The organism is Flavobacterium sp. XS2P24, assembly GCF_030010285.1.
In the GTDB taxonomy this organism is placed as follows: domain Bacteria; phylum Bacteroidota; class Bacteroidia; order Flavobacteriales; family Flavobacteriaceae; genus Flavobacterium; species Flavobacterium algoritolerans.
Genome location: NZ_JASCRU010000008.1, coordinates 53913 through 80096, shown reverse-complemented (window position 1 = coordinate 80096; position 26184 = coordinate 53913). Strand labels below are relative to the sequence as shown.

27 protein-coding genes are annotated in these 26184 nt (G+C 33.4%); 12 read left to right on the top strand and 15 right to left on the bottom strand.

The genetic code is table 11. The features are described from left to right. Positions 1 to 118 precede the first annotated feature (118 nt). From rplM to tsf, 4 genes are all read left to right on the top strand, one after another. On the top strand, positions 119 to 574 hold the full coding sequence (gene rplM / locus QLS31_RS08125) for a 50S ribosomal protein L13 (protein ID WP_035669714.1): 456 nt from the start codon (positions 119 to 121) through the stop codon (positions 572 to 574). Then, positions 574 to 960 (top strand): 30S ribosomal protein S9, encoded by a 387-nt coding sequence (rpsI, locus tag QLS31_RS08120; RefSeq protein ID WP_066080508.1) that lies wholly within the window; start codon positions 574 to 576, stop codon positions 958 to 960. Before rplM ends, rpsI begins: the two co-directional genes overlap by 1 nt. A 173-nt stretch (positions 961 to 1133) precedes the next feature. Further along, a complete protein-coding gene (gene rpsB, locus QLS31_RS08115; protein ID WP_282743436.1) occupies positions 1134 to 1931 on the top strand; it encodes a 30S ribosomal protein S2 in 798 nt (265 codons plus the stop codon). 133 nt (positions 1932 to 2064) lie between these two features. After that, on the top strand, positions 2065 to 3027 hold the full coding sequence (tsf, locus tag QLS31_RS08110) for a translation elongation factor Ts (RefSeq protein WP_282743434.1): 963 nt from the start codon (positions 2065 to 2067) through the stop codon (positions 3025 to 3027). A 175-nt stretch (positions 3028 to 3202) separates the two neighbouring features. On the opposite strand, the gene QLS31_RS08105 is transcribed toward tsf, so the two are convergent. After that, complete coding sequence (locus QLS31_RS08105) at positions 3203 to 4633, bottom strand: hypothetical protein (RefSeq protein ID WP_282743432.1); 1431 nt, start codon at positions 4631 to 4633, stop codon at positions 3203 to 3205. A 188-nt stretch (positions 4634 to 4821) separates the two neighbouring features. Between QLS31_RS08105 and QLS31_RS08100 the strand changes: the two genes are divergently transcribed. Continuing rightward, complete coding sequence (locus QLS31_RS08100) at positions 4822 to 5475, top strand: queuosine precursor transporter (protein ID WP_282743431.1); 654 nt, start codon at positions 4822 to 4824, stop codon at positions 5473 to 5475. Positions 5476 to 5478: 3 nt separating this feature from the next. Continuing rightward, entirely contained in the window at positions 5479 to 6039 is a 561-nt protein-coding gene (locus tag QLS31_RS08095) for a DNA-3-methyladenine glycosylase I (RefSeq protein ID WP_282743430.1), read from the top strand. Positions 6040 to 6083: 44 nt separating this feature from the next. Here QLS31_RS08095 and aat read toward each other — a convergent pair whose 3' ends face one another. From aat to QLS31_RS08080, 3 genes are all read right to left on the bottom strand, one after another. After that, positions 6084 to 6722 (bottom strand): leucyl/phenylalanyl-tRNA--protein transferase, encoded by a 639-nt coding sequence (gene aat / locus QLS31_RS08090; protein ID WP_282743428.1) that lies wholly within the window; start codon positions 6720 to 6722, stop codon positions 6084 to 6086. A gap of 79 nt (positions 6723 to 6801) precedes the next feature. After that, the gene (locus tag QLS31_RS08085) at positions 6802 to 7182 is read right to left on the bottom strand and encodes a DUF3127 domain-containing protein (protein ID WP_099714265.1); all 381 of its coding nucleotides are present in this window, start codon (positions 7180 to 7182) and stop codon (positions 6802 to 6804) included. A 24-nt stretch (positions 7183 to 7206) separates the two neighbouring features. Next, a complete protein-coding gene (locus QLS31_RS08080; RefSeq protein WP_121342901.1) occupies positions 7207 to 8088 on the bottom strand; it encodes a flavin reductase family protein in 882 nt (293 codons plus the stop codon). Positions 8089 to 8262: 174 nt separating this feature from the next. Here QLS31_RS08080 and QLS31_RS08075 point away from each other — a divergent pair, with 174 nt between their 5' ends. Further along, positions 8263 to 9417, top strand: a complete 1155-nt coding sequence (locus QLS31_RS08075) for a HAMP domain-containing sensor histidine kinase (protein WP_121342902.1) — start codon at positions 8263 to 8265, stop codon at positions 9415 to 9417. Here the strand turns inward: QLS31_RS08075 and QLS31_RS08070 are convergent. The 3 genes from QLS31_RS08070 to greA all read right to left on the bottom strand — a co-directional run bounded on the left by QLS31_RS08070 (position 9409) and on the right by greA (position 11590). After that, complete coding sequence (locus tag QLS31_RS08070; protein WP_282743427.1) at positions 9409 to 10581, bottom strand: transglutaminase domain-containing protein; 1173 nt, start codon at positions 10579 to 10581, stop codon at positions 9409 to 9411. The two genes, QLS31_RS08075 and QLS31_RS08070, sit on opposite strands and share 9 nt — an antisense overlap. A 99-nt stretch (positions 10582 to 10680) precedes the next feature. Further along, entirely contained in the window at positions 10681 to 11070 is a 390-nt protein-coding gene (locus QLS31_RS08065; RefSeq protein WP_121342904.1) for an HIT family protein, read from the bottom strand. Positions 11071 to 11113: 43 nt separating this feature from the next. Then, positions 11114 to 11590, bottom strand: coding sequence for a transcription elongation factor GreA (gene greA, locus QLS31_RS08060; protein ID WP_091165910.1), 477 nt, complete (start codon positions 11588 to 11590; stop codon positions 11114 to 11116). A 162-nt stretch (positions 11591 to 11752) separates the two neighbouring features. Here greA and QLS31_RS08055 point away from each other — a divergent pair, with 162 nt between their 5' ends. Continuing rightward, a complete protein-coding gene (locus QLS31_RS08055) occupies positions 11753 to 12166 on the top strand; it encodes a hypothetical protein (RefSeq protein ID WP_099714260.1) in 414 nt (137 codons plus the stop codon). Positions 12167 to 12225: 59 nt separating this feature from the next. On the opposite strand, the gene QLS31_RS08050 is transcribed toward QLS31_RS08055, so the two are convergent. From QLS31_RS08050 to QLS31_RS08025, 6 genes are all read right to left on the bottom strand, one after another. Beyond that, positions 12226 to 14304 carry a TonB-dependent receptor gene (locus tag QLS31_RS08050; protein WP_282743463.1) on the bottom strand — a complete coding sequence of 693 codons (2079 nt, stop codon included), beginning with the start codon at positions 14302 to 14304 and terminating at the stop codon, positions 12226 to 12228. A gap of 308 nt (positions 14305 to 14612) precedes the next feature. Then, the gene (gene arfB, locus QLS31_RS08045; protein ID WP_282743426.1) at positions 14613 to 15014 is read right to left on the bottom strand and encodes an alternative ribosome rescue aminoacyl-tRNA hydrolase ArfB; all 402 of its coding nucleotides are present in this window, start codon (positions 15012 to 15014) and stop codon (positions 14613 to 14615) included. A 41-nt stretch (positions 15015 to 15055) separates the two neighbouring features. Then, positions 15056 to 17176, bottom strand: coding sequence for a DUF4301 family protein (locus QLS31_RS08040; protein ID WP_282743425.1), 2121 nt, complete (start codon positions 17174 to 17176; stop codon positions 15056 to 15058). Further along, positions 17131 to 17760: a nicotinamide riboside transporter PnuC gene (gene pnuC / locus QLS31_RS08035; protein WP_282715063.1), complete on the bottom strand. Its 630-nt coding sequence runs from the start codon at positions 17758 to 17760 to the stop codon at positions 17131 to 17133. Before pnuC ends, QLS31_RS08040 begins: the two co-directional genes overlap by 46 nt. 13 nt (positions 17761 to 17773) lie before the next feature. Further along, a complete protein-coding gene (locus tag QLS31_RS08030) occupies positions 17774 to 18490 on the bottom strand; it encodes a geranylgeranylglyceryl/heptaprenylglyceryl phosphate synthase (protein ID WP_282710902.1) in 717 nt (238 codons plus the stop codon). 36 nt (positions 18491 to 18526) lie between these two features. Next, the gene (locus tag QLS31_RS08025) at positions 18527 to 19168 is read right to left on the bottom strand and encodes a 4'-phosphopantetheinyl transferase superfamily protein (protein ID WP_282743424.1); all 642 of its coding nucleotides are present in this window, start codon (positions 19166 to 19168) and stop codon (positions 18527 to 18529) included. 252 nt (positions 19169 to 19420) lie between these two features. Here QLS31_RS08025 and ahcY point away from each other — a divergent pair, with 252 nt between their 5' ends. Then, positions 19421 to 20737 carry an adenosylhomocysteinase gene (gene ahcY, locus QLS31_RS08020; RefSeq protein ID WP_282743423.1) on the top strand — a complete coding sequence of 439 codons (1317 nt, stop codon included), beginning with the start codon at positions 19421 to 19423 and terminating at the stop codon, positions 20735 to 20737. 198 nt (positions 20738 to 20935) lie between these two features. After that, entirely contained in the window at positions 20936 to 21535 is a 600-nt protein-coding gene (locus QLS31_RS08015; RefSeq protein WP_282743421.1) for a hypothetical protein, read from the top strand. A gap of 79 nt (positions 21536 to 21614) precedes the next feature. On the opposite strand, the gene rpmA is transcribed toward QLS31_RS08015, so the two are convergent. Together rpmA and rplU are read right to left on the bottom strand one after the other, a co-directional pair. Beyond that, positions 21615 to 21881 carry a 50S ribosomal protein L27 gene (gene rpmA, locus QLS31_RS08010; RefSeq protein ID WP_086453627.1) on the bottom strand — a complete coding sequence of 89 codons (267 nt, stop codon included), beginning with the start codon at positions 21879 to 21881 and terminating at the stop codon, positions 21615 to 21617. 33 nt (positions 21882 to 21914) lie between these two features. After that, positions 21915 to 22550 (bottom strand): 50S ribosomal protein L21, encoded by a 636-nt coding sequence (rplU, locus tag QLS31_RS08005; protein WP_282743419.1) that lies wholly within the window; start codon positions 22548 to 22550, stop codon positions 21915 to 21917. 233 nt (positions 22551 to 22783) lie between these two features. Between rplU and QLS31_RS08000 the strand changes: the two genes are divergently transcribed. After that, entirely contained in the window at positions 22784 to 24109 is a 1326-nt protein-coding gene (locus QLS31_RS08000) for a pitrilysin family protein (protein ID WP_282743418.1), read from the top strand. A 13-nt stretch (positions 24110 to 24122) separates the two neighbouring features. Continuing rightward, entirely contained in the window at positions 24123 to 26171 is a 2049-nt protein-coding gene (locus QLS31_RS07995; RefSeq protein ID WP_282743417.1) for a pitrilysin family protein, read from the top strand. The last annotated feature ends 13 nt before the right edge of the window (positions 26172 to 26184 follow it).

The window sequence follows — 26184 nt, the reverse complement described above, 5'->3', positions numbered from 1 at the left end:
TGATTATCAGAGTAAAAACAAGAAAAAAATATTCATTTAAGGTATTTGTATTTAAAATAATTAATTGTACTTTTGCAACCCCTTTATTGGGGATGGAATGTTTAATTAAAAATATATTATGGACGCATTAAGCTACAAGACACAATCAGCAAGCAAAGCCACCGTTACTAAAGAGTGGATTGTTGTAGATGCTGATGGTCACAACTTAGGTCGTCTTGCTTCAAAAGTCGCTATGATTTTGAGAGGTAAGTACAAGCCAAGTTACACACCACACGTGGACTGCGGTGATAACGTAATCGTTATCAACTCAGAAAAAATTAACCTTACAGGTAACAAAATGGATGAAAAAACATACATCCGTCACACAGGTTATCCAGGAGGTCAAAGAACTTTAACTGCTAAAGTATTGCAATCAAAAAACCCTGCATTACTAGTTGAAAAAGCAATAAAAGGAATGTTACCTAAGAATAAATTAGGTGCTGAACTTTTTAGAAATTTAAATGTTGTTGTAGGATCTGAGCACAAACAAGGCGCTCAAAAACCTAAAACAGTTAACCTTAACGATCTTAAGTAATGGGAGTTATTCACAAAATCGGTAGAAGAAAAACCGCTGTTGCACGTGTTTATGTTTCAGAAGGAACAGGAGTAATCACTGTAAACAAAAAAGCATTCGAAACGTACTTCCCAACTGCAACTTTACAGTACAAAGTATTACAGCCTATGTCTATGACAGAAAATGTAAGCAACTTTGACGTAAAAGTTAACGTTTACGGAGGTGGTTCAACTGGTCAAGCAGAAGCTGTAAGAATGGCATTGGCACGCGTTATGTGTGAAGTAAATGCTGAAAACAGAGCTATCTTGAAACCAGAAGGTTTATTAACAAGAGATCCAAGAATGGTTGAACGTAAGAAATTCGGTCAGAAGAAAGCTCGTAAGAGATTCCAATTCTCTAAACGTTAATATTACCTGTCTTGTTCAAATGGGACAAGACATCGTTCATTTATTATTGAATTTAAAAAAACAGTTGTTGTTGCTCTCCTACTGAGGTAGGAAATAGTTTAGCATCTAAATGTATAAAGCCGAGAAATCGCCATTTATTCATTGCTAATCAACAGAACGTAAACTAGAACAAAATGGCAAACAAAGTAGAAGTAAAAGAATTACTAGAAGCAGGTGTTCACTTCGGACACATGACTAGAAAGTGGGATCCAAACATGGCTCCTTACATTTATATGGAGCGTAATGGTATTCACATTATCAATCTATATAAAACTGCAGCAAAAATTGAAGAAGCTAATGACGCTTTGAAAAAAATCGCTGCATCAGGTAGAAAAATATTATTCGTTGCTACCAAAAAACAAGCAAAAGACATCGTTGCTGAAAAAGCAAAAGCTGCAAACATGCCTTACATCACTGAAAGATGGCCTGGTGGAATGCTAACTAACTTCGTAACTATCCGTAAAGCTGTTAAAAAAATGGCTACTATTGATAAAATGAAGAAAGATGGTACATTCATGACTCTTTCTAAAAAAGAGCGTTTGCAAGTTGATCGTCTTCGTGCTAAATTAGAGAAAAACTTAGGTTCAATCGCTGACATGTCAAGACTACCAGCTGCATTGTTCGTAGTTGATATCAAAGCGGAACATATCGCAATAAAAGAAGCTCAAAAATTAAACATTCCAGTTTTTGCAATGGTTGATACAAATTCTGATCCTCGTGAAGTAGAATATGTAATTCCTGCAAATGATGATGCTTCTAAATCAATTGATAAAATTTTATCTTTAGTTACTGCTGCAATTGTTGAAGGACTTTCTGATAGAGGTTCTGACAAAGAAGGTGAAGCTACTGCTGAAGTTGTTGCTCCTGCTGCTGAAGCTGTAGAAGTAGCCCCTGCTGTAGAAGCTACTGCTCCAACTGCAACTGAAGAATAAATAAACATTTAATTCCAAGTTTTAAATTCCTCTCCAAAAATAATTAGAAACAATATGTTGATAATTTAATAAAATTGGAAATTGGATTTAACACTTGGAATTTTTTACTTTTAACCTTAAAAAATAATACAACATGGCAACAATTACTGCTGCAGACGTTAATAAATTAAGACAAACTACAGGTGCCGGAATGATGGACTGTAAAAAAGCTTTAGTTGAAGCTGAAGGAGATTTTGACAAAGCTATTCAAAACCTTAGAGAAAAAGGACAAAAAGTAGCTGCTAACCGTTCTGACCGTGAATCGTCTGAAGGAGCTGCTGTATCTTTTATTAATGCTGATAAAACTAAAGGAGCTATCATCACTTTAAACTGCGAAACAGATTTCGTGGGTAAAAATGAATCTTTCGTAACTTTAGCTAAAGAATTAGTTGAAAAAGCGATTAACTTCTCCTCTAAAGAAGAATTCTTAGCGTCAGATTTCAACGGAATGACTGTTGCTGAGAAATTGATCGAGCAAACTGGTGTTATCGGTGAAAAAATCGAAATCGGTGGTTTTGAAATTTTAGAGGGTGCTTTCGTTGGATCTTATGTTCACGTTAACAAAATTGCTGCTTTAACTGCAATATCTGCACCAATTGCTAATGGTGACGTTTTAACTAAAGACATCTCTATGCAAGTGGCTTCTATGGGAGCTGATACATTATCTTATAAAGATTTTGACCCATCTTTCGTTGATTCTGAACTTGCTGCTCGTATTGCTATCATCGAAAAAGAAAATGAAGAAGCAAAACGTTTAGGAAAAACATTGAAAAATGTTCCTAAATACATTTCTTTCTCTCAATTAACTGAAGAAGTTTTAAAACAAGCTGAAGAGGATGCTAAGGCTGAATTAAAAGCTGAAGGTAAACCAGAACAAATTTGGGATAAAATTATCCCTGGAAAAGTTCAACGTTTCATCTCTGACAATACTACTTTAGATCAAGAGAAAGCCTTATTAGATCAAAACTTCATCAAAGATGACAGTAAAAAAGTTAGCGATTATGTTAAAGGATTCAACGTTGAGATTACAGGTTTCAAAAGAGTTACTTTAGGATAATTTGATTTTAAAATTAAGATTAACGATTTCAATTTTTTTTTGATTTCGTATTATAAATAACCCCAACTTGTTTTATAATGAGTTGGGGTTTATTGCTTAAAAAAAACTGAATTATAGTTTTTTGGCATGAAACTTATTATTTAACTTGATGTAAGGCAAATTAAGTAATTAATATTTAATAATCATCAAACTTTCTAATAAAATATCTTTTTTCGCTATGATCATAAAATCCATAATAGGTAATGGTATCTATTTTAAACAAAATTGAACCATTTTCATTGTCACTTAGTTTCAAATAAGAACGTAATTTTTCAGCTCCAATCTTTTTATTACTTGCCGTTTGAACATAATTGAAATTAGTATCTATTGAATAGTTAAAATAATATCTTCCGTTATTTAAAAAAGATCTGACATTTTTATTAGAATTACTTGAGTTATCAATAATAGCGCCTATCAGTGCACCAACAAAGCCTCCTGCACCACCAATTGTAGCGTAACTGTTTTCTCTTTTTTCTTCAGGTAACACTAAAGCAACCGCTCTTCCAAAAGAAATTAAAAAATTATTATTATCCTTGTAACAAGAAATCCCAGCCTCACCGTTAGCCATAGACTTCAAAAAAACATCTCTTTTCTTTGTAATATTTGGAGCATCAATTTCATGTTCTTTAATAAACTCAACATTGTCAAAATCAGAAGTAAAACTACTAAATTCTTTAATTAAGTTATTGTCTAAATCTTTTATTGTGACAACTAAATCAGATTTATTAAAAGCAATTTGAAACAATTTCCCTTCTTGCAAAAAAGAATTACTTTTCAAATCAATGTCATTATAAGGAATTTGACTTGTTTTAGTGATATTCTTCTCTGTTATTGAGTTCTTAATTAAATCAAAAACAATAACCTTTGTATATAAATTATTAGAATCAAAAGATAAAATGAATTGATTATTATAAAAATATGCTTTATTCATTTTTGAACTTTCAGTATAAAAACAATAGGAATTTATATTTATTTTCAATGCATTCATATTTATATTTTCATTATTTACACTAACATTCATCAATAAATCATTTGAATTTTGATCTAAACTTGACTCAAGATATAGTTCATTTAATTCTTTATTTTCATTAATTATTGTCAACTTAACTTTATTAGAAGATTTATTAGTTGAGAGGACATAAAATTTTTCATTTTCAGAAAAATACTGCAGTATTTTATCTTCACTTGTAATAAAATTAAATATCTTAAAATCAACATTTCTTTTTTGGAAATCAAATGAAAGACAAAAAATACTTTTAAAACTATCATCCCCAAAGAAAAGTAAAGATTCATTTTCAGTATTAATATTTCCAAGAATATTTTTATTTGACTGACTTGGCTTATTTGTAGAAATAGAATCTTTAAATTGCATAGAACTACTCAATCTATTCGCAATAATTCTATCGTTATTTACAAAGTACAAAGTAGATTCATTATTTTTTTTATTTAATGAGTGAAATGCTAAAATTTCTTTGTTTTTTAAATCATTAGAAAACATTCCTGCAAAATTCTGTGAAAATGATGCAAATGAAGTTAACACTAAGAGCAAGAATAAATTATTTTTCATATTTTAATAGTTTAAAGAGTGCGTTAAAAAACTAACAACAACTTCAAAACAAAACTAACAAAACAATTCATAAAAAAAATAATAAAAAAATATAATTCAATTCTGATTAAAAAAATGCTTTGCTATTTATAAAAATTTATTTCTTTTTTCAAAAAAAGAGTAACTTTGAAATAAATCTCAAATTGCTTATGTTTAAAACAAAAAAAGAGTTGGTCTTTGTCATACTAGCTGGACTATTTATAACCAATGCTGTTACGGCAGAGTTAATAGGAGGAAAACTAATACAGATTGGTCCGTTTGTAATGAGTATCGGTATTTTACCTTGGCCCATTGTTTTCCTGACTACCGATTTAATCAATGAATATTTCGGAGAAAAAGGAGTGAAAAAATTGTCTTTAATCACAGCCGGTTTAATAGCTTATGCTTTTATCCTCTTATTTTTAGCCATAAGCATTCCTGCAGCAAAAGGAATTAGCCCGGTAAATGACGATCAATTCTTTGCTGTTTTTGGGCAAAGTATGTGGATAATCGTTGGAAGTATCATTGCATTTCTAGTTTCACAATTGATTGATGTAACTATTTTTTGGTTTTTCAAAAACCGCACAGGAAATAAAAAAATATGGCTTAGAACAACGGGTTCCACTATAATTTCTCAATTATTCGATTCTTTTATTGTCCTTGGAATTGCTTTTTGGTTGCCCGGAAAAATTAACTTTGATACTTTTATCACATCTGCATTGACGGGTTATACTTTCAAACTTGGAATTGCCGTTTTATTGACCCCGCTAATTTATTTGGGGCACTACATTATAAAAAAATATTTATCAGAAGAAACAGAATAAATCATGGAAGAAAAAATAAGATGTAAATGGTGTGTGGGTATTGATATTTACGAAAAATACCATGATGAAGAATGGGGTGTTCCTGTTTATGAAGATCAAAAATTATTTGAATTCCTAATTTTAGAAACCTTTCAGGCTGGACTAAGTTGGATTACAATCCTAAAAAAAAGAGAAAACTTCAAATTAGCTTTTGATGATTTTGACTATAAAAAAGTAGCACTTTATACCGATGATAAAATCCAAGAGTTACTTCAAGACTCAGGAATTATTCGCAATCAGTTAAAAATTCGCGCAGCCGTTTCGAATGCCATTGCTTTTATGAAAGTACAAGAAGAATTTGGTAGTTTTTCAAAATATATTTGGAAATTTACCGATGGGAAACCTATTCAAAACAACCGACAATCCTTGAAAGAAGTTCCTGCAACAACGCCACTTTCGGATGAAATTAGTAAAGATTTGAAAAAACGCGGATTTAAATTCGTAGGTTCCACTGTGATTTATGCACACATGCAAGCCACTGGAATGGTCGATGATCACGTAGCAGATTGCTGGAAAAAAAGCTAGTAATCAGGTTGCAGTTTAAAGTGCTAGAAATCGGAATCTGAAAATTATTTGCTTTTCAAAATCTCCATAAATTCTTCTCTGTCAATTTCCCTGCAGCCCAAACTTTCAAGATGCGGATTATAAACTTGGCAATCCAACAGTTTGTAATTTTCTTTTTTTAATTGGTTTACCAAAGCAATGAAAGCCACTTTGGAAGCATTAGAGACTTTAGAAAACATACTTTCACCACAAAAAACATGACCCAAATCGATTCCGTACAATCCACCAACCAAAACCTCATCTTGCCAGACTTCAACCGATTTTGCAATACCTAATTCGTTCAATTTACAATAGGCTTCAATCATATCATTCGTTATCCAAGTCCCATTTTGACCGTCTCTTTTTATGTTTTGACAGTTTGAAATTACGTTCCTGAAATTCTGATTAAAAGTAACCTTGAAACTATTTCTATTCAGAATGTTGCGCATACTCTTGGAAACAATCAATTCATCCAGAAACAAAACCATTCTGGGATTTGGCGACCACCATGTAATAGGTTCTCCATCTTCAAACCACGGAAAAATGCCACTTTTATAAGCAAGTTGCAATCGTTCCGGTGATAAATCTCCTCCAAGAGCTAGAATACCCGAAGAATTGGTCAGAGAAACTGGAGGAAATAATAGTGTTGCAGTTAAATAATACATTCTTTATTAAAAAATAAAACCCGACAGTGTTTTGAATACCTGTCGGGTTTGTTTACTATATCAATAGGAACTCAAATGATTAAAAAGGTAAATCGTCTGCTTCTTCTTCGTTTAAGTTAGTTGCTGGTGCAAAAGCTTCTGCAGCCGGCATAGGAGGCATTTGTGCAGCAGAAGGAGCTTCAGCTTGCAATTTCCCTATTCTCCATCCTTGGATAGTATTAAAATAAACCGTTTCCCCTTGAGGATTTGTCCATTCTCTACCTCTTAAATTAATATCAATTTTCACAGGCTCACCTACTTGAAAACCGTTCAATAAGTCACATTTATCCTGAACAAACTGAACTAGAATATGTTGTGGATATTGCTCATCAGTAGTAACAACTACATCTCTTTTTTTGAAACCTCCAGATCCAACTTCTTTAGTTTGATCGATCATTTTAATTTTTCCTGTAACTTCCATCTTCTATGTTTTAATTGTTTTGCTCTATTTTTTTCTTTCTGCCAAAAGTACTTTCCATGCCGAAAACACGTCGTTGGCATTTAAATATTTTTTAGCTTCCAAATGCACTTTTAACTCATCATCGGAGCTTAAAACTCCTTTTACTGCGAAATTTTGTTTTACAAATATAGTAACTTCTTCCTTTGTAGGCAAGGCTTCAATATTCCCTAAAATCCCTAAATCATTTCCATCAAAAACTGTACTTTCTTTTATAAAATCCGGAATCGCATCCACTCCAATTCCTAATGTGGATAATGGTTTTGGCACTTCAAAAAGACCTTGATTCGACCTGGAATACCAATTGCCGCCTAATCTGGAAACTAGATCAATCTTGTGTTGATCAATCGCTCCGTTTTCGTCTAAAACAGATTCGTCAATATGAATGCGCACTACTTCACAAAGTACTAAATTTCCGGCTCCTCCTTCAGTTCCCAATGGAATAATCTGAGTGACTTTGCATTCAAATTGAACGGGGGATTCTTTTACCCTAAAAGGTTTTACCACCTCCGAAGCAATTGGAGTCAAGCCAGATTTTATAAACTCATCTACTCCATCAGCATATTCCGTACTGGCCAGAGACGTTTGCTGAACTATATTATAATTTACCACGTTAATCACCACTTCACGAGTCGCTTCGGCATTGATTAAGGTGTGTTTTATCGAATTATCACGAACGCGTCTTGCGGGCGAAAATATCAGAATTGGAGGATTAGCACTGAACACATTGAAGAAACTAAAAGGCGATAGATTAGGATTCCCTTTAGCATCCATCGTACTGGCAAAAGCAATAGGTCGCGGTCCAACGGAACTTTGCAAATACCCTTGCAGTTTTGCTGTTTCAATACTTTTAGGATCAATAGTAATCATACGTTTTTAATTTATTGCTGAAAGATACAAAAGTAGACAAATGAATTAAGTTTAAGAAGCAGTAACCTCAAATTAGAATAAATAAAGGATTAATTTTCTCAAAAAAAATTCTTTCTCCAAAACTAAAATACAAAAGCATTTATTTCGTTATATTTATACCACTAAATTATATTTATGCAGTTTTCTGAAAGAAGAAATACAACTCGTTGGGTTATTATTTTTGCATCCTTTTTAATCATTTCATTAATTCTCTGGAACACATATACTTTTTTTCAAATCTTCAAAAATGAAGAACGATTAAAAATGAACCTTTGGGCAAAAGCTCAAAAAACACTTAACAATGCCGGTGAAAATACCGATGTAGAACTCCCACTTCAAATTTTCAGCAACAATACCTCAATTCCTATTATAGTTACGGAGAATGACAGCATCATAAACACCGTAAACATTGACGATGCTATTGTGAAAAATAAGTCCAAAGCCCAGGATTTTTTATCCAAATTAAAAAGCGAAAATGAACCTATAGTCATTGAATATGTTCCGGGAAAATTTCAAAATCTGTATTATGGTAACTCTGCATTACTGAATAAATTAAAATATTATCCCGTTGCTTTAGTGCTTATCATTGTGCTTTTTGGAGCGCTCGTTTACAATTTTTACAGAAGTACCAAAATGGCTACGCAAAATAAACTTTGGGCCGGAATGGCAAAAGAAACCGCGCACCAGATAGGAACGCCGCTTTCTTCCTTGATTGGCTGGGTCGAACTCTTGAAATCCGAAAATGTTGACGAAAGCACCACTTTCGAAATTGAAAAAGACATTGAACGTTTACAAACCATAACAGATCGTTTCTCTAAAATAGGTTCAGAACCAAAATTAGAAAATAAAGACATCGTAGCAGAAACCTTTCAATCCTACGACTATTTACAATCCCGATTTTCGAAACAAATTGAATTTTCATTCAAGGCACCAAAATCACCTATCATTGTTTCTTTGAATCCTACTTTACACAGTTGGACCATTGAAAATCTTGTAAAAAATGCCATCGACGCTATGAAAGGAAAAGGGAAATTAGCACTTGAAATTGAACAAGAAGGTGATTCTGTAAAAATAAACGTTACCGATACTGGAAGCGGAATTCAAAAAAACCAATTCAAAAGCATCTTTGAACCAGGATTTACAACTAAAAAACGCGGTTGGGGATTGGGTCTTTCATTGACTAAAAGAATCGTTGAGGAATACCATAAAGGAACCATAAAAGTGTTGAATTCCGAGATTGGAAAAGGAACAACGATGCAAGTCAGTTTCAAAAAAAGCAATTTAGTTTAACGGAACACCAAACCAAGTAACTTTTGAAAACATTGTTTTTCTGACTATTTTAGACTTACTCAAATAATTTTTCACAAACAAGGAATGCTCTTCGGCTTGCGCCAAAGCTGCTCCAATCGATTTTTTAATCGATGCTACACTAGACGCATTTTTGCTCCCAACTGAACCCACGCTGTAAATATCATTCTGACATTTCACTAGCTGTTCTCTTGGCGTTTCAATCATATTGCTAATTTCATCATTTGACAAAGCAGGCTTGAACTTATTGTTTCTGTAATAAATAAAATCATTTAATAGAACAACTGCCTGATTCATTTCGTTCACAATGGAATTCAATTTCTCGATATTCGTATTATGTCTCAAATAAGTCAACTGCTGCTTTTTCCCTTCATAACGTTCCAGAATCATGGCGTTTTTCAATCCATTTTTCTCTATTCTTTCTGCCGAATCAAATAATTGATCGGCTTCAGACAAAGCATTATATTTGATAATTTCTTTCTCAAAATCAAAGTATTTCTTGGTTTTGTTGATTTCAATTTTTCCTTCATAAAACTCACCATTGGTAATAGGATAATTGGAAAATTGCCATAAATAATCAAATGGAATGTGGGAAGCAATTATTTTAGTGGGTTCAGTCTTAAAATAATAGTTATTTATTTTTTTATAAAACCTCCCATTATTGACATAACCAGAACCCCAAGTTGGATCAAATACATACCACTTTTTATCAATTTTTGCAGCTATCCAAGCGTGAGCTAAATCACTTACTTTTCCGTTTTGCTTTGTATATCCATCGATTATATAGGATTGGATTCCTGTTTTTTGCGAAAGCTCATTAAAAACGACAGCATAATGAATACAAACACCTTTTTTGGTTCTTAACGTCCTTGCGATTTGTTCCTGTACCGTTTCATTGAAATTTACTACAAACATATTGGCAACATCATAACTTATATTTGATGTAGTCCAATAAAAAACAGCCCTGATTTTATCCGTTTCTGTTTTAAAATTAGCGTTAATATATTTGGCAATTGCATCGGTTGAAGTTGTTGAATTAGCAGGAATAGCAGCCATTTTAGCATCAACCAAAGGATATCCGGCATTGACCTGTCCAAAACTCAGAAGTGAGAAAAAGAAAAAAAGTACTAAACAAATGTTTTTCATAGTATATAATGTAGTCTCAAAAAATTAAAAGGGGATAGGTTTTCACCTATCCCCCTTTCTAAACTAAAATCATACCAATTTATTTTATTTACTAAAATATTACAAATTAGCTTTAATGCTTTCTGCCAAAGCTTCAAATTCATCTTTGGACAGCGATACTTTATTTTGAAAACGCATTTCATCCATTTCATTCAATGGAATTAAATGAACGTGCGCATGGGGAACTTCAAGTCCTACAACTGCCATTCCGATTCTTTTACACGGAACCGTTTTTTCAAGGGCAACTGCTATTTTTTTAGAAAACTGCATCAGTCCGATATACAAATCATCTTCCATCTCAAAAATCTTATTTATTTCTTGTTTTGGAATACAAAGCGTGTGTCCTTTTGCATTTGGATTTACATCCAAAAAAGCCAAGAAATTTTCATCCTCTGCGATTTTGTAACATGGGATTTCTCCGTTTATAATTTTTGTAAATATACTTGACATTGTTGAATTGGTTAATTGTTGAATCGGCTAAACCTTTAACTATTTAATCACGAGATATTTCTAAAATTTCAAATTTCAACACTCCGTTTGGAACAGTGATTTCTGCCACTTCTCCTACTGATTTACCCAGTAAACCTTTCCCAATTGGAGAAGTCACTGAGATTTTTCCGGTTTTCAAGTCAGCTTCACTTTCAGCTACCAATGTGTATTTCATTTCCATTCCATTGGTTTGGTTTTTGATTTTCACATTAGACAAAACCAATACTTTAGAAACATCAAGATGTGTTTCATCTATTAATCTGGCATTAGAGTGTACTTCTTCCAGTTTAGCAATACGCATTTCCAGCATTCCTTGTGCTTCTTTAGCAGCATCATATTCGGCATTCTCAGAAAGGTCGCCTTTATCTCTTGCTTCAGCTATATCTGCAGATGCTTTTGGACGCATTACGCTTTTTAAATAATCTAATTCTTCTCTTAATTTCTTTAACCCTTCTGCGGTGTAATACGATACTGTACTCATAACTTCATCATTTATATAAATAGAAAAAATCCCATCAGGACGGGATTTCTTTCCACAAAGATACTATTATTATTTTTTCGTCTATAAATATATGTTAATCATATATAATTCAAAGTTAAATAAATTAAATTTGTTTCACTAATACTTTGACACTATTTTAAAATGAAAAAATACCTGCTCCTTTCCGTTATAATTCCTTTCTTTTTCTCGTGTAGTGATTCAGGTTTTGACAATACAAATCCATATATCCCTAATTATACTTTTACGGTAGATATTAATATGAATTTGCCTGCGTATTCAAATCTTAAATACGCGAGCAATGCTATTTATTATGCTGGAGTAGGCGCACGTGGTATTATTGTTTTTAATACCGGTAGCGGTTACAATGCTTTTGATGCGGCTTGTCCTAATCAAGCAATAAGTTCCTGTTCTACCATGACCATAGATGGGATAAATGCCGTTTGTGGATGTGACAGTAAAGAGTACAGTTTATTTACCGGACAGGGAACTTTACAATATCCTATGAAACAATATCGTGTTCAAGTAAACGGAACTTCTCTTCGAGTTTATAATTAAACAAAAAATCCTGACAGGTAAACCATCAGGATTTTTCTCATTATAACTAAAACAATATTCTAAAACTTCAAAGTCAATCCGGCAAGGAAATTAATTCCTGCTTGTGGATAATAATATGGATATACATCATACATGTATCCGTTAGAAACATATTTTTTGTCTAAAAAGTTATTCACTAAACCAGTCACAATAATCGATTTAAAAACTGATTTTGGTTTAAACTCATACGCAACATTCAAATCATTCACAAAATAGTCTGCCAACTTTGCAGCCGGTAATTCAATGTTATTCATGTATTGTTCCCCAACGAATTTTTGCAACCATGAAATGTGAAGATTTTCCACTGGTGTATAGACCAAAATATTTCCCGCAATAATCGATGGTGAATACGCGATATTAGTAGTACCATAATTCTGTCCTTCTACCGCTAAATCCGTATTTTTATTAGCACTCAAGGTAAAATTAGGGCGTATAATCAATTGATTTGTCAACGCTATTGTAGCGTCTACTTCCAGTCCTAAACGGTAGCTTTTTTCGCTATTGGAACGTATCGGAGCGCCTACATCATCCAGATTTCCAGTTAAAATCAATTGATCTTTATAGGCCATATAATACACATTCGAATTGAATTGTACTTTCTCTGCTACATATCTCCAACCCAATTCAAAGTCATTCAATTTTTCTGGCTTTACGTTTCCGCCTTCATAATCAGTTCTGTTTGGTTCTCTGTTAGCTCTTGCATAGGAAAAATACAAGGCATTATTAGCATTGATGTCATACGTCAATCCTGTCTTTGGATTAAAAAAATTAAACGTGTCATCTACTACAGTGGCCTGAACACCATTGGCTTTATAATTAACCGTACGATATTGTAAATCTCCAAATAAACTTAATTGCGTTGTGATTTGGTAATTGGCTTTAGCAAAAACAGTTCCATCCGTTTTAACAGCATAATCGTCATAATAACGATCTCCTAATTCGCTCTGCGAAGCAAATCGTGCCCAAATAACTTTCCCGAAGTGACTTCCTTCATATTTATTCCATCCGCCACCAAAAATCACATCCAGTTTGTCTTTCTTGTAATTTGCAGAAAATGTAGTTCCGTAGAAATCATTATCCAACCATTTTTGACGAATCAAATCAGATGTTGTCACGGCACCAACTGGCTGTAATCCATAATCGGTTAAATCAGCGTCTTCTTTGTAATTTTCATAGAATCCTTTTCCTTTGGTGTAATGCAACGCAAAATTAGTACTCCAGTTTTCTGATATCTTTTCGTTCCAGTGTAATTGAGAGTGATCTTGTTGGTAATTATCGGTTTCATTGTCATAAAAACGAGCATTTCCTTGTTCATCCGTAAAAGCTCCTGCTGAATTAAAAGTGCGATCATTGTTCAATGTTTCGCCGTCAATTCCGTTCCAAGACTGATATGTTTTCTCTTTTCCTCCAAATACCAAGGCTTTTATCAAAGTAGTTTTACCCACATAGGTACCTTGAAGAAAATAGGATTTCAAATCAGATGCGCCACGGCCCACATAACCATCCGAATTTAAAGCAGACAAACGTCCCGCTATTTCGAAATGATCATTCATCAAACCAGTACTAAATTTTACTGTATGTTTTCTGGTATTGAAACTTCCAAAAGAGTTAGAGATTTCTCCTGTACTTTCTTTGGCAAAATTATCCGTGAGCATATTTAAACTGGCTCCAAAAGCTCCTGCTCCATTAGTTGAAGTTCCTACACCGCGCTGCAACTGCAAACTCTCCACTGAAGATGCAAAATCAGGCATATTTACCCAATACGTCCCATGACTTTCAGAATCATTGTAAGGAATTCCGTTGATAGTAACATTCACTCTTGTTGCATCACTACCACGGACACGAATTCCGGTATATCCAACTCCATTTCCCGCATCAGAAGTGGTCACAACTGAAGGCAAATAATTCATCAGAATAGGAATATCCTGTCCTAAATTTCGGAATTTGATTTCCTTTTTGTCCAAATTGCTAAAACTAACCGGAGTTTTTGTCGTCACACGAACTGCCGAAACCAAAACTTCATCAAGTTGGTTTACTTTCGTCGCGTCTTTGACTTGTGAGAAAGAGATAAAAGTTGCTAGAAAAAAGACCGAAGACATATAATATGTCAAATTCTTGGACTTTGAGACTTTGAGACTTTGAGACTTTGTAACTGTAATAAAAGTATTCATCCGTAAAAAGATTACGAATAAAAGGGGGAATTATTCTTTTGTTAAATTAAAAAATGATTGTTTCCTATGACAAATAAAGTAGTGTGCACGCTATTTGTTTGTCATTTTTTCCCTTGACAACATTACTTGTCCAGGTTCTTTGGGTATAATCTCAGCTCGTTATTTAGAGCACCCCTTTGAGACAGCGCAAAACTAATTATAAATTGTGAATTATAAATTATGAATTGGAATAAATTTTAAAAATCAGGTTTTCTGCGTGTCTTTTTAATTTCAGAAATGTTCTTTTTGTCCTTTATTCGCTTTCTAATAACCGACTTAGGGATTTTAGTAGGTTTACGTTCTTTAGGAATAAGCAACGCATTTTTTATAAGTTCCAAAAATCGTTTGATTACAATTTCTTTGTTTCTAAACTGACTTCGATCTTCATCACAATTTAATATTAAAACAGAATCAGTTGTTAACCTTGAAGACAATTTGGTTTCGACCAAAAGTTTTTCTTCTTCGGTTAAAGCCTGAGAATTTTTCAAATCAAATGTCAGTACCACTTTCGAAGAAACTTTATTTACGTTCTGCCCACCGGCTCCACTGCTCCGAACGGCTTTAAAACTTAACTCAGCTATGATTTTTTCGTTTTCCATTTATGTTGTCCCGAAACTTCGGAAATGTTTCAGTAAAATTATTACAGCTGATGTGCTGGTTTTAATAAATCATTTACTGTTTTTACGGGGTTAAAAGCAAGTAAAGGCACTTGAACAAAAACAGTCATCCATTTTGACATGGCACCATTCCATAAACCCGGTAATTCATACGATTTAATAGCTCTTCCAAAAGTTGTTTTCTCTACTACAAAGCCACTGTTATGATCTACAAACTTAGTTAAATCAAACTTCTCCTTTTTATAATTTTTGATTCCGCAAACTAAATCTACCGGGTTAAAATGTGTAGATGCATTCAGGATTCCCCTCTGATTATCATCTGATAAATCTACTTGAGAACTCTCAACAATTTGTAAAGTAATGGAACCTTTCTCATCTTTTACCCAAAAAGGGCCACCACCGGCTTCGCCTTCATTTTTTACCATTCCACAAACTCTCATAGGCCTGTTTAAAATAGTTCTAATTTCGATTATTTTATTTTCAAAACTAAGTTCGTAAAAACTGTTTGAGACTCTAATATTTAGTTTTTCTTGCAAAAAAAGTAAAATTTCTTCACTTTCTTCTTGCTGAATTTCTTCAGCATCAATTGCATGTAAATACTTAAACACTTGCTGTTGCAATCCTAATAAAATACCTGCTAATGCTTTTTTATACAAAGCAATTTTTTCAATATTATTTCGGATTACGTTGTCAATATTTTTTATAAAAATAATATCAGCATCAAGATTGTTTAAGTTTTCTATCAAAGCTCCATGTCCACCCGGCCTAAAAAACAACTTGCCATTTTCATCTCTAAAGGGGTTATTTTCAAAATCTACAGCAAGAGTATCCGTATTCTCATTTTGACAAGAGTAACTAACGTGTATTGCTATCCCTGACTTTTTTTCCAACTTGCCTTTAAAGGCACTAATTGTCTTTTTAAACTGAGCCAAATGAGATTCAGTAACCGTAAAATGCAAGTTTGATTTTGAATTTGAATTTGCATAATGGACACACTCATTCAAGTGTTGTTCAACAGGAGTTACAATATGTGTTTTGTATCTATGAAAAGGCAAAATTGCTTTTGGTTTATTGGAAAAACCAAAATAATCAGGAGACAAAAGTAATTTTATAAAATAATAATTTTTATAATCTCGATGAAGTAGCTCAAAGTCAATAAATTCTTCTCTAAGTTTTTTATCTACGGCCTTAAAAAATGGAAACTTCTCTAAACCCACTATAAAAACAGATAACTCAGTGTCTTTTTTTCTGTTTATATAAGCGTTGATACTTTCATTTTCAAAATCAAATTCATTCAAAAAAGCAATTAAAAACTTAAACATTCTTGTGGCAGCTCCAGAAGCAGGAACAAATTTTTCCATTTTTAAACTGGATTTATTTTCATCAAAATAATCCGCTTTTATTCGAAAATCATTTTCTGATAATTTTAAAATACCATTAAACAAAGTTGCCGGTCCAACCAGATTACTTTTTGTAATTCCGTTTCTAAAAAACCCAAGTTGTTGTTGAATGTTTTTTAACGAAACTCCTTTTTCATAAATCTGAATAAAATCAAGCGAAGAAAGCCCCATCTCTTTGGCTTTTGTCAAATCATTAACAATAGCAACTGCTTTCTTCAGTCTTAATTTTTTATCTCCTGAAAGAATTACAAATGGTTTCTTATTATCAATTAAGGATTGTTTGAAAATTGCAAATACTGACTCTCTTTCTTCCGGACGGTCTCTTAAATCATCTTTTTCCCAAGGAACATCAATATCTGTAAGAAAAAAAAAGTCGTACTCATGTTCGCGAGCTGCTTGATCTAATAATGGATCACAATAGTCGTAATAGACTTCCGAAAAAACTTTGGTTACCAATAAATTAGTATCACAAAAAAGATAGTTATTAGCAATTAAAGCACTTTCATTTTCTAATTTAGTTTGGCCATACGCAATAGGAAGCATATCGTTAACATCGCAAATTTGCTGATTTGCATCCCATTTTTCTTGAAGATATTCTCGGGCATATTCACGAACCCATTCTGTTTTATAATATTCAGCGAGCTGTTTTGCTAATGTGGTTTTTCCAGTACTTTCCGGACCAAATAGAGCAATTTTAATTATTTTTGTAACTCCGTTTGAGAGCTGTCTGAGATTTTCTTCCATTCTAAATAGCCAAAAATGGCAACTATTGTAAATACTATGTATTGAAAACTTGTAAAAGTAAATCCTTTTGAAAAATATAATGGAATTGAAATTACATCTCCAATAATCCAAAATACCCAATTTTCTACTTTCCTTTTGGCCATGAGCCACATTCCTACAAAGAAAATTCCTGTGATAAATGTATCTACATAAGCATACCAAGTGGTGAATTTTTCGAAATACTGATATACCGAAACCACAAAAGCGACCGTAAATATAAAAAGAATTATCGCAATTCGTTTTTCAGAACTCGATATTTTTGAAATTGGGAACTCAACCATATCCTCTTTTTTTCTGGTCCAATGGTACCAACCATAAATACTCATCACAAAATAGTATCCATTAATCATCATATCGCCCCATAAAGTCCATTTCCAAAGCAAATAAACATAAATAGATGTACTTACTAATCCCGTTGGAAAAACTAAAATATTGTCTTTTTTAGCATACCAAACACTTAATAAACCAAAAACGACTGCTACAATTTCTAAAACTATATCTAAGGTTGGGTAATCCGCGTATTGAGAAAAAAAGTATTCTATCATTGCAAAAATTAAATTATTGATTAAAAAAATTCATGTCGTTTTCAAAGGCTGTTCCTATAATTACTAAATCGGCACCGGCATGATAGGCGTTTTGAATTCCTTGCAAATCTACAATTCCGCCTCCAACAAGTAACGGAATTTCAATATTTTGAGAAACTAATTCAATCATTTCCAAGGGAACAGCTTGTTTTGCACCACTTCCCGCTTCCAGATAAATCAATTTATTGCCTAACATTTCTCCCGCTTGTGCTGTTGCCAATGCTAAATCTAGATTATTTCTATCTAAAGGCTTTGTTTTACTAATGCGTTCTACGGCGGTTTCATTTCCACTTTCAATTAAAATATAACCCGTAGAAATGATTTCGAGTTGGGTTTGCTTTAAAATGGGTGCTGCTTTTACTTGATGTTCAATTAGAAAATCTGGATTGCGACCAGAGATTAAAGACAAAAATAAAATCGCATCGGCTTTATCTGAAATCTGAGATGGATTTCCGGGGAAAAGAACGATTGGTAAATTGCAGTTTTGTTTAATTTTCACAATTAATTCATCAATAATAGTAGTTGTAACCAGGCTTCCGCCAATGAAAATATGAGACGCCGGCGATTGGTTAATTTTTGAAATTAAAAGATCCCAGTTTTCTAAAACCAATTTGTCGGGATCAAGAAGGATAGCGAGTAATTTTTGGTTATTCGTTTTGGCTTTTATTATTTGGCTGTATAGGTTCTCCATAAGTTTTACCCCTAATTTGCTAGTTTGCGGTTGATTTTAATTTTCGAAAGCGTAAACTAACGTAAAATCCTCTATTTCTTCAAAATGGATCTTGAAGTATTTTATTGAATTATTAAAATGCAGTTCAGCCATTGTTTGTTTACTCTCTAATTCAAAAGAGTTTACTTTGATATGGTCTTTAAAACTGATTCCTTTTTCGTTTCTAATTTTGAAAATGGCTTCTTTAGCACCCCAAATAACCGTTAATTTCCTGATATATTCGTCACTGTTCAAATCCAAGAATTGAAATTCCGAGTCACAGAATTTATCGGCGATTCGGAGGATTTTGTCTCGCTGCAATTCGATATCGATTCCTACGGTTTCGTCACTGATGATAATTGCCGAAAAATTATGGGAATGTGTTATAGAAATATGGTTCTCTCCATGTAGATGTGGTTTCCCAAATTCATCATAATACAAATCTAAATCGGTGTGGCCCGTTTCCTGTAATAACTTGCGAACACTCAGAAAGGCGCGTTGGTGCATTTCAGATTTCATTCCGTCGAGGCGGAGGCGATTGCTGTCGTTTAAGACCACTTGTTCTAATAATTCGGCATAGGATTCGGTTACTTTCCAAACGAGGATTTGAGTAGTGGTCCCGACGCTTCGGGAGAAATGTATCGTTTTGTAAAGCGGCATCGTGTTATCGTCTTGGTTTTTAGCCCCGGTAGTAGCGGCATCCTTTTTTCACGCTTTTTTGCGTGGAAAAAGATATAGCGAATAACGGGAAATAGCTCCAGAAACTGAAATAAGTTCAGCTTAAAGAAATTATTTAGTTAATGTTCAAAAGATTAGCGAATTAAACAATTCATAAAACTTCAAGAAAACAGTAAAATTCTAAAGTTATTATGTAAATTTGCAAAAAATTTTACACTTACAAATATACTATAAATGAGTACTACAACTATGCCTTTTGTGGCTTTCAAAGTTAAAGACATTTCTCTAGCGGCTTGGGGAAGAAAAGAAATTGAACTAGCAGAAGCTGAAATGCCAGGTTTAATGGCGCTTCGTGCTGAATACAAAAACGAACAACCACTTGCTGGTGCTCGTATTGCAGGATGTTTGCACATGACAATCCAAACTGCGGTTTTGATTGAAACTTTAATCGCTCTTGGTGCTGAAGTTACTTGGAGTTCTTGTAACATTTTCTCTACTCAAGATCAAGCTGCTGCTGCAATTGCTGCTGCAGGAATTCAAGTTTATGCTTGGAAAGGTTTGAACGAAGTTGATTTTGACTGGTGTATTGAGCAAACATTATTCTTTGGTGAAGACAGAAAACCATTGAACATGATTCTTGATGACGGTGGAGATTTGACGAATATGGTTATTGACCGTTTCCCGGAATTAGTTGCTGGTATCAAAGGATTGTCTGAAGAAACTACTACTGGTGTTCACAGATTATACGAAAGAGTAAAAGCTGGAACTTTGCCAATGCCTGCTATCAACGTAAATGACTCGGTTACTAAATCTAAATTTGATAACAAATACGGCTGTAAAGAATCAGCAGTTGATGCGGTTCGTCGTGCAACTGATATTATGCTTGCTGCAAAAAGAGTAATCGTTTGTGGTTACGGTGACGTAGGTAAAGGAACTGCTGCTTCTTTCAGAGGTGCTGGTTCTATTGTTACGGTTACTGAAATTGACCCAATTTGTGCTTTACAAGCTGCAATGGACGGTTTTGAAGTAAAAAAATTAGATACCGTTATCGCAACTGCTGATATTATCATCACTACTACTGGAAATAAAGATATCGTTTTGGGTTCTCATTTCGAAAAAATGAAAGACAAAACTATCGTTTGTAACATTGGACATTTTGATAACGAAATTGATATGGCTTGGTTGAACGAAAACCACGGTGATTCAAAAATCGAAATCAAACCTCAAGTTGACAAATATACTATTGCTGGAAATGACATCATCATTTTGGCCGAAGGTCGTTTAGTAAACCTTGGTTGCGCTACAGGTCACCCAAGTTTTGTAATGAGTAACTCATTTACAAATCAAACTTTGGCTCAAATCGAATTGTGGAAGAACAGCGCGGCATACAACAATGACGTGTACATGTTACCAAAACACCTTGACGAAAAAGTAGCAATGTTACACTTAGCTAAATTAGGTGTTGAATTAGAAACGTTACGTGTTGATCAAGCTGATTATATTGGTGTTCCTGTTGAAGGTCCATTCAAACCAGAATATTACAGATACTAGATTTTAGTAATTAGTCCTTAGTGATTAGTAATTAGCTAAAATTATTCATAAAGAAACCTTTGCATTGCTGCAAGGGTTTTTTGTTTTAAATTGGCTTTTATAACAACGTACAAGATGTATGAATTAGTCTTATAGTTGTATCCCAGATTTTTCGAATTAACAATTTACAATTGTAGTAAAGAAACATTTTCTAACAGTATGAAAAAATATTTATCCAACTTATTATTATTCATGTCTATACAGATTTGGTCACAAGACGCTATTCGGAATCAATATCAAAAAGAAAATTTTGAATCAGCAAAAAACACCCTTGAAAACGGCAATCATACAGTAGCTATCCGAGAATTCTCATTAGTCTACGACATGAATGCAAAATCTGAAATTGCTCAAATTGCTATAAAAAAAGCAGATTCATTAAAATCAATTATTAGAAATAATAAGCTCAATAGATTACTTGGAGATTGGAAATGGGTTTCTAAAGAGGGAAACTGGGCTATCCGAGAAGACGGCTTAGGTGGAAAAATGATTACTATCAATGTAGATGAAATCCTATTTTTCGAACTGTATCGTAATTCAAAAAAATGGGAATTAGTAAAAACAGAAAAGATTAAGTTTTCCGAAAATCCAGAGTCGTATTCTTTTACAGAATTTTTATATTCAAACAAAGAGATTTGGGATTATAGTGTAGATGAAAATTCAGGAGAATTAAAAGCTTATTACATTGGAGAAAAAACCGAGGAAGGATTTTCAGAATTAGTTTGTGGGAATCCAGTATTTTATTATTTTAAATTGCAATAATTATTAATCAAATACTGTGGAGAGCAAAAAAAAACCCATTTCGAAAGAAATGGGTTTTTATAATAATTGAGAAAATCAATTATGCTTCAACTTCAAATGGAAGGATAGAAACATAAGATTTGTTATCTCTTTTCTTTTGGAAGAAAACAACTCCATCTACTCTTGCGTGTAGTGTGTGATCTTTACTAATGTAAACGTTTGCACCTGGATTATGTTTTGAACCTCTTTGTCTTACGATGATGTTCCCAGCAATAGCAGCTTGACCACCAAATATCTTAACGCCTAAACGTTTTGATTCTGATTCTCTACCATTCTTAGAACTACCGACACCTTTCTTGTGAGCCATGACGTATTAGTTTTATATTTGTTAATAAATTAATTAAACAGCTTTACCACCATTTAATTCATCTTGTAATTTTTTTAATTCATCCATTTTACCATCTGCAGCTAATTGTGCTTGTTGAGCCCAAGTAGTTGGATCTAAATGAGATAATTTAGATTCAGATGCTTCTAAAATTGCTTTTACCGCATCAGCACTTGTTTTTGCTAATTTAGAGAATGTAGTAATACCAGCTTCAACTAATGCTTCTGCTGCTTTAGGACCAACTCCTTCAATTAATTTCAAATCATCAGCTTTTTTTGCTGCTTTTGGAGCTTTTGCTTCAGCAACTTTTTCAGCTTTTGGAGCTGCTTTTTTTGTACCTGATGCAGAAATACCTTCAATTACAATTTGAGTAAGATACTGTCTGTGACCGTTTCTCTTTTTGTATCCTTTTCTTCTTTTCTTTTTGAAAACGATAACTTTATCTCCTTTTAAGTGTTGTAACACTTTAGCTTCTACTGAAGCACCTTCTATAGCTGGGGCGCCTAAAGTGATTGTTCCGTTATCATCTAATAAAAGAACTTTGTCAAAAGAAACTTTTGAACCTTCTTCATTAGTCAAACGGTGAACATAAACCTTTAAGTCTTTGCTTACTTTGAACTGTTGCCCTGCTATCTCTACGATTGCATACATACTGAATTGTTTTAATAATTTTTAAGGTTGCAAATATACAATTAAATATTTAACCTGCAATTAGTAAAACAAAAAATATTTACTGCACCTAACACCCTGATTTATCATACTTTTGAAGCTGTATGATAAAAAACTTAAATGAACAGTTGTTAAAGTTTTATTCCGTAGTATTTTTGATGTAACAATACCACTTTTTCCGTTACTAATAGAAAATAAAAATTATTAATCTAATTATGAAAAAATCAATAATGGCCTTAAGTACAGCGCTCATGCTTGGTGGAGTAGCTTCGGCTCAAAAAGTAGTTTTCGAAGAATATAATTTAGACAATGGCATGCATGTCATTTTACATAACGATCCTTCTGCTCCTGTAGTTGTAACTTCTGTAATGTATCATGTGGGCTCCAAAGACGAGAAACCGGACAGAACTGGTTTTGCCCATTTCTTTGAACATTTATTATTTGAAGGAACTGAAAACATCAAACGTGGTGAATGGATGAAAATTGTAAGTTCAAACGGAGGAACGAACAATGCGAACACTTCGGATGACAGAACGTATTATTACGAAGTATTTCCTTCTAATAATTTAGAATTAGCACTTTGGATGGAATCCGAAAGATTAATGCATCCTGTAATAAACCAAATTGGTGTTGATACTCAAAATGAAGTTGTAAAAGAAGAGAAAAGAACCAGTTTTGACAATCGCCCTTACGGAAATATTCTTACGGTTGTAAAAGAAAACATGTTCAAGAAACATCCGTATCGTTGGAACACCATCGGTTCAATGAAAGATTTGGATGCTGCAACCTTAGAGGAATTTCAGGCATTTAATAAAAAATTCTACATTCCAAATAACGCTGTTTTAGTTGTTGCCGGTGATTTCGAAAAAAATCAGGCCAAAGAATGGATTCAGAAATATTTTGGACCAATAAAAAAAGGAACTGCTGTAACGAAACAAACTTTTATTGAAGAGCCAATCACTCAAACGATAAAAGCAACGTACCAGGATGCTAACATCCAGATTCCAATGTTAGTTGCTTCGTACAGAACACCATCAATGAAAACAAGAGATGCCAGAGTTTTGGATTTCATCTCTTCCTACTTAAGTGATGGGAAAAGTTCAAAATTGTACAAAAAAATCGTTGATGATAAAAAAATGGCATTGCAAATAGGTGCCGTTGGTTTTAGTCAGGAAGACTACGGAATGTATATTTTGTATGGTTTGCCAATGGGAACTAATACAGCTGCTGATGTATTAAAAGAAATTGACGAAGAAATTGTAAAAATTCAAACCGAATTAATTTCGGAGAAAGACTTCCAAAAATTACAAAATAAGTTTGACAATAATTTTGTGAATGCCAATTCAAATGTAGAGGGAATTGCTGAAAATTTAGCAACCTATTATATGCTTTACGGCGATATCAATTTAATCAACACCGAAATAGAGCTTTTACATTCTATCACTCGTGAGGAAATTAGAGACGTAGCAAAAAAATATTTGAATCCAAACCAAAGATTGCTTTTGGATTATATTCCTTCTACAGAACAGGCTAAAAACTAAGACATTCTAAATCATGAAAAAAACAAATATATTATTATTCATTTTGTTGGTAACAGGAATTATGCAGGCACAAGATCGCACACAACCAAAACCTGGAGCTTCGCCAGTAGTAAACATCAAAAAACCACAAACTTTTGTTATGTCAAATGGTTTGAAGGTTATGATTGTTGAAAATCACAAGCTGCCAAAAGTTAGCTTCAGTCTTTCATTAGACAATGCTCCTTATGCCGAAGGCAATAAAAAAGGAGTTGATGACTTAACGAGCAGTATGATAGGAAACGGAAGTAAAAAATTAGCAAAAGATGCTTTCAATGAAGAGATTGATTTTCTGGGAGCTGATCTTAATTTTAATTCTCAAGGCGCTTACGCAAGCACTCTTTCTAAATATTCTAAACGAATTTTGGAATTGATGGCCGAAGGAGCTTTACACCCAAATTTCACTCAAGAAGAATTCGACAAAGAGAAAGCAAAATTACTGGAAGGGCTTAAATCTCAGGAAAAAAGTGTTCCTGCAATTGCAAACAGAGTTGTTGACGCACTTGCTTTTGGAAAGAACCACCCTTCTGGAGAATACATGACCGAAGAGACGATTAAAAACGTAACTCTTGCAGACATTCAAGCCAATTACACTAATTATTTTGTTCCCGAAAACGCTTATTTGGTAATTATTGGAGACATTAAATACAAAGAAGTAAAACCAATTGTAGAGAAACTATTCGGGTCATGGCAAAAAAGAAGCACGCCAAAACTGACGTACGCAGCACCGGAGAATGTACCTTTCACTCAAATCAATTTTGTTGATGTTCCCAATGCAGTACAATCGGAGATTTCATTAGTGAATACAGTGAATTTAAAAATGAGTGATCCGGATTTCTTTCCTGCTGTAATTGCGACTTCTATTCTTGGTGGTGACTTCAACAGTTACCTTAATATGAATTTAAGAGAAAAACACGCATGGACTTACGGTGCCAGTTCTGTAATAGGGAGCGGAAAATATGTGACTAAATTAAGATCGACTTCGGCGGTAAGAAACGTAGTTACTGATAGTGCAGTAGTTGAATTTATCAAAGAAATCAAAAAAATACGTACCGAAAAAGTAAGCGAAGAATTACTGAGTGACACTAAAGCCGGCTACATAGGAAGATTTGTTATGCAGGTAGAAAAACCGCAATCAATTGCACGATACGCCTTGAATATTGAGACGGAAGATCTTCCAAAAGATTTTTATGAAAACTACATCAAAACGATCAATGCAGTAACTGCTGATGATATACTTCGTGCAGCCAACAAATATTTCCTTTTAGACAATAAACGAATCATCATTGCCGGAAAAGGATCGGAAGTAATTCCTGCTTTGGAAAAACTAAAAATTCCAATGTTTTATTTTGACAAATACGGTAATCCATTGGAAAAACCAGTTTTCAAAAAAGACATTCCTGCTGGCGTAACTGCGAAAAGCGTTATTGATAATTACATCAAAGCTATTGGTGGTGAAAAAGCAGTTTCTGCTGTAAAAACGATTGTAATGAACGGAACAACTACTATTCCACAAGCACCTTCTCCTTTAAGTTTTACTTCTAAGATAGATGCAAAAGGAAAATTAATGGTTGAATTAGCGATGGGAACCATGAGCCTGATGAAACAGGTGGTAAATGAAAAAGGAGCTTACGTAATGCAACAAGGGCAACGCCAAAACATCGAAGGAACGATGCTTACTGATATGAAAGCAAGCGCAACTACTTTTGAAGAATTATTGCTTTCTAAAAAAGAAGGATTGGTATTGGGCGGTATTGAAACAATCAACGGAAAAGAGGCTTATGCTGTAAAAAATGGAAAAACAACATTCTATTATGATGTGACTTCTGGATTAAAACTGGCTGAATCTAAAGTAATAGAACAAGGTGGTCAAACCATAACGCAAACTACAAATTATGGAGATTATAAGGATGTAAAAGGAGTTAAGATTCCTTTTAACATCATTCAAAATGTAGGATTTGAACTGGACATTAAAATGTCTGATGTAAAAATCAACGAAGGTGTTTCAGATGCTGATTTTCAATAATCAAAACTTGAAT